The sequence below is a fragment of the Methylophaga sp. UBA5088 genome, assembly GCF_002414625.1.
Taxonomy (GTDB): Bacteria; Pseudomonadota; Gammaproteobacteria; order Nitrosococcales; family Methylophagaceae; genus Methylophaga; species Methylophaga marina.
This window is the reverse complement of sequence record NZ_DIAC01000010.1, coordinates 10,075-15,108: the sequence shown is the minus strand read 5'-3', so window position 1 is coordinate 15,108 and position 5,034 is coordinate 10,075. Positions and strand designations below refer to the sequence as shown.

Sequence of the window (5,034 nt, the reverse complement as noted above, 5' to 3'; positions counted from 1 at the left end):
CTCTTTTAGCCATCTAGCTAACTTCGCCACACTGGTTGTTTTACCTGCACCTTGTAGGCCAGCCATTAAGATTACAGCGGGTGGCTGGGTATTAAGATTCAGTGATGAAGAGCCATCGCCCATGACAGCGACGAGTTCATCATTAACGATTTTTACTAAAGCCTGACCTGGCGTTAAACTACGGAGAACATCTTGCCCCATCGCGCGTTCTTTGACATTTTCAATGAACTCGCGCACCACGGGTAGAGCGACATCAGCCTCAAGTAATGCCATACGTACTTCACGAAGTGTTTCTTTGACATTTTCTTCAGTGATACGTCCCTGACCACGAATTTTTTTGAGTGTACTGCCGAGTCTATCGCTTAAGCTATCAAACATAGATCACCTTGTTAGCTGATGATGTCCTAATAAGAATTTTAGGATTAGTTAATTCAATACACCATTATAACTGATATATTGTTTCGGTCATTGTTACATCGTTATATTATTGAAGTAATAGGGTAAAAAAATTAGGTTCAAGGATCACACATAATTATGGCAATAGCGAATGCATTAGCATTTCTACTTTATTTAAGCAGTAGCGTTATTCTTATCAGACGTTTTGTACAAAAGGATCCAACGTCAGTCAATGCCAGTATCCCCGTTGGGATTTTGATCATCATGGCATTACTTTTTCATGGCACAGATATCTTTTTTACCATGAGAAATGCTGGAGGTTGGGAACTGGGTCTGTTTACAACATTTTCACTGACCACTTGGCTGATGGCATTTATCGCGTTGATTATCGGTTTTCGTTTACCTAATACGCATCCAGGCATTATTGTCTATCCTCTGGTGGCCTTGAGCTTGATGCTAAAGGTGGAGCTCCCCTCTCCTGAGCCTCCATCTATCTCTCAACCCGCATTGGAATGGCATATACTATTATCGCTTGCCGCTTATAGTTTTTTTATGCTCGCTGCCATACAAGCCATCATCCTAGCGGTCCAGGAAAAACAACTTCATCAACGTCACTTGAATGGGTTAATCCGAAAACTACCGCCCCTACAAACGATGGAACGGGCCCTCTTTCAACTCTTGAGCAGTGGCTTTGTACTATTGACGCTGGGCTTGATTACTGGCCTGATGTTTGTTGATGATCTCTTTGCTCAGCATCTTGTGCACAAGACCGTCCTGTCTATCATTGCCTGGTGTGTATTTGCCAGTCTGCTTTGGGGAAGATGGCGATATGGCTGGCGCGGACAAACAGCAGTGAAATGGACACTTGCTGGATTTATTTTTTTGTTACTTGCTTATATGGGCAGTAAATTCGTTCTTGAATACTTGATGAGCTAACGGTTTATGCTAGAAGAAACCTCTATATTGGTTCTATTCCTTATCCTATTTTTTTTATTGTTTCTGTCGGCATTTTTCTCAAGCTCAGAAACAGCGTTAATGTCACTCAACCGTTATCGTCTGAGACATTTAGAACAAGAAGGTCACCGTGGCGCGGTGATTGCCAGTCAGCTATTAAATCGCCCCGACAGACTGATCGGCCTCATTCTACTTGGCAATAATTTCGTCAATATCCTCGCTTCAGCTATCGCGACAGTCATTGGCATAAAACTGCTTGGAGAAAACGGTATCGTTGCCGCCACGTTTGCACTCACACTTATTGTGTTGCTTTTCGCGGAGGTCACACCAAAAACACTGGCAGCCTTACACCCTGAAAAAGTCGCTTTTCCAGCCAGCTTTGTATTGAAACCTCTACTATTCTTGTTATACCCACTTGTCTGGTTCACAAATGGTATTACCAATAATATGGTCAGACTGTTTGGTGTGTCACCAGAACAAGCGGCTACTTCAGCGATTAATACTGAAGAGCTGCGGGTCGCACTAATGGAAGCGGGTAGCATGATTCCAACACGTCACAAAGACATGCTGATGAGCATCCTTGATCTGGAAAAAGTGACGGTGAATGACGTCATGGTGCCAAGAAATGAAATCGAAGGTTTGGATATCAATGCCCCTTTTCCTGAGATTGTGCAACAACTCTCTCATTGTGGTCATACCCGTTTACCTGTTTATGAAGACAGTATGGATAATATTGTGGGTATTCTTCACCTACGCAAAGCCTTACATCTCATCTCACAGAATAATCTCACTCTGGACAGTCTCCGCAGTATCATTAAAGGTGCTTACTTTGTTCCAGAAGGCACGCCTTTAAATACACAACTCATCAACTTCCAAAGAAATCGCCGTAGAACAGGGCTGGTTGTGGATGAATATGGCGATCTATTAGGCCTGATAACACTGGAAGATATTTTCCGGGAAATCGTAGGTGAGTTCACCGCTGATACCATTGACGAAGACAAAGATATTCATCCACAAAATGATGGCAGTTATCTTATCAACGGTACGGCCAACATTCGCGAAATAAATCGAAATAATAGCTGGGACTTACCAACAGATGGCCCTAAAACCATCAACGGTCTCGTGCTTGAGTATCTGGAAAGTATCCCTGATCCTGGCGTCAGCGTTCGAATGGGAGAATACGTTATTGAGGTCATTCAGACATCAGATAACGCCATTAAAACAGTGCGTATCAGACATTTACAGTCTGAACTGGAACAGGAAGAATAAACTTGTCGCTCAGATATATAAAATTATCTGGTCTGAGCGAAAGTGAAAGTCGTGCCTTAAAGTCGATGTTACGTATCGCATCGCCCTTACTCACTTGTCAGTGGACTATTACAGAAAAACATGATGCTGATTTAGAAATTTATAGTTTTGACTCAGCTGCAGGGCTCAAAGCGTGGAAAAATCATTCCTCCACCCTGGCCGCACTGTTGACCCACCAGTCTGAGCATAACGATGCCATTGATATCATTCTCAAAAAACCGCTGCATAAAACCCAGTTTGCTGAAACACTAAACCTGGCAGCAGAACAATTGTCAAAGCAGCATTTGCAGTTAGCGGATGAGACTAATTTACAACCAATTCAAACCGATAAAAAAAGCTGGCTCAGCAAAATTACAGACTTCATTCGTATTCAAAAAAGACCCGCGCCCCACCTTCCTGCATTGAACTTGCAAGTCATTACGCATGAAACAAGTACGGCTTCAGCAATAAAAGATCCAGCATTACTACTGATATGGATCAACCAACTACCCCATGATTTTTATCAACGAGTCCCTTCTTTATTAAGCAACCTGAAAGCGCTTCTTCATCAGAAAATCAAACCAGGCCTCTTACTGCAGCTATTAGAAATGTATCGGGCTCAGGTCAACGAACTATTGTTCACCCGTGATATCGCCGCAGTAAAGCGTGATTTATATATCAACACGGAAAGTCTTCGTACGATAAGCCTGATAAACGAGCTCATCAGTTTGCTGTCCATAGCCTATCAACAAATCATTCAGGTTCATTACCAACGTGGGAAAACGCCACTTGCTAATCCAATCATGTTGTTGGCACTGAACAGAACGGCTGAGATGCTTAGCTTGCAGTTACTTCATAACTTTCAGTACTACCGGCTAGCCCCAACTGGCGCCTGGAAACAGCTGCACGAAATGTTTATCTATCAAGAACAAGCACAAACTTTACATCAGGACGTCTCCGTTAAACCTTATTATCAAAGTCGTAGTTTTTTCGAAATTTATGGCCAGATTGTTCTGACTGCATTGACCGATCCTTATAGTCAGATGAGGTTTGATGTGCTGCGCTTGTACAGACTTATGGCGCAATTCACCGATAAGATTGTGATCGACAGCATGTCTGAACAGCAAAGTAAGGTGAATAGTCGCTTCTTACTACTGGGGCACTTCTGCATTGATGCTAAGCAGGATATCTGTCCACAACCACTTCATAAAACAGACATACCAATAAGACATGCCCCAACAAGTCGGCGTCTGGACACACAAGCCGTATTAAGAGCCATTGAATCAACGTTACGCGATGCAAAAAGTCATCGTACACAGACGGTCATGTCGTCGGAATTGAGACTGGTCAAACATATTATTCCTCAACTCAACACAACTTATGAGCGACGTTTTGAACGTATCAGAGAACAGTCATCCAAGCCCATACATATCAGTTTAGGTCTAGAGTCAGTTCATCAAAGCCTTCAAGGTAATGTCGTCAATGCGCTGGAGTGGCAATTAATTAATAAGAGCCAGACAGGGTTGATGGCAAAACGCGCGAATAAAGGCTGTTATCACCTAAATATCGGTGATTTTGTGGGTATTTTCGAAAAAAACAGCCTTCTTATGCTGGCTGTCATCAAATGGTTACAAATTGATATCCATAATGACGTCCAGATTGGGCTTGAACAAATAGAGGGACGACCAGTTCCTGTAAAATGCCACCCCGAGAATGATGAGGAAGCACATCCTGGTTTGTTACTGGAGACAGAATTTGATTCTCGCTCACACATCATTTTGACAGACAAAGGCTTATTCTCACCCAAAAGAAAAATACGGCTCGAAGGGCAAAATCTATCTAATTCAATTATTGCTAATGGGCTTATAGACAGCAGTTTGGATTATGAAATTTTCAACTACAGCCTCAATCTTGGTTCATAAATGCGTGTCGATCGCATATCATGGACGGACATGTCGAGATAAAAACTCAAAAACGGAATACCAATATGCGTACCTTTATAAAAATTGTCGTCTTTTTAATCGTTATTGTTATAGCAGGCCTTATTGCTCTGCCATTTTTCATCGATCCTAACGACTATAAAGATGAAATTTCACGTGAAGTTGAAAAAGTCACTGGACGAAATTTGACTCTACAGGGTGATATTGGTTTATCGGTGTTTCCCTGGATTGCCCTAGATCTAGGTCCGCTGTCACTAAGCAATGCAGAGGGTTTTAAAGCAGATACATTTGCTAAAGTTCAGGCCGCAGAAATTCGTATCAAGCTTATTCCGCTACTAAAAAAGCAGTTAGAAATGGATACCATCATCCTCGATGGTCTTGTGCTTAATCTTGAAACAGATAAAAGTGGTAAAACCAACTGGGATGATCTGGTTAAGCCTGATGCCACAGAAGAAGC

General features: G+C 42.3%; 5 protein-coding genes. 4 read left to right on the top strand and 1 reads right to left on the bottom strand.

Annotated features, from left to right (window positions below):
• On the bottom strand, window positions 1–378 hold a 378-nt coding region (locus tag B4K20_RS00740), incomplete at its 3' end, for a signal recognition particle receptor subunit alpha (RefSeq protein WP_289281502.1).
• Between the two features lie 156 nt (window positions 379–534).
• Here B4K20_RS00740 and B4K20_RS00735 point away from each other — a divergent pair.
• From B4K20_RS00735 to B4K20_RS00720, 4 genes are all read left to right on the top strand, one after another.
• Window positions 535–1,332 (top strand): cytochrome C assembly family protein, encoded by a 798-nt coding sequence (locus B4K20_RS00735; protein WP_286305439.1) that lies wholly within the window; start codon window positions 535–537, stop codon window positions 1,330–1,332.
• Between the two features lie 6 nt (window positions 1,333–1,338).
• On the top strand, window positions 1,339–2,619 hold the full coding sequence (locus tag B4K20_RS00730) for an HlyC/CorC family transporter (RefSeq protein ID WP_286305440.1): 1,281 nt from the start codon (window positions 1,339–1,341) through the stop codon (window positions 2,617–2,619).
• Between the two features lie 2 nt (window positions 2,620–2,621).
• Entirely contained in the window at window positions 2,622–4,559 is a 1,938-nt protein-coding gene (locus B4K20_RS00725) for a hypothetical protein (protein WP_289281501.1), read from the top strand.
• A gap of 65 nt (window positions 4,560–4,624) precedes the next feature.
• Window positions 4,625–5,034, top strand: a 410-nt coding sequence (locus B4K20_RS00720) for an AsmA family protein (protein ID WP_289281500.1), incomplete at its 3' end; no start/stop codon positions are given.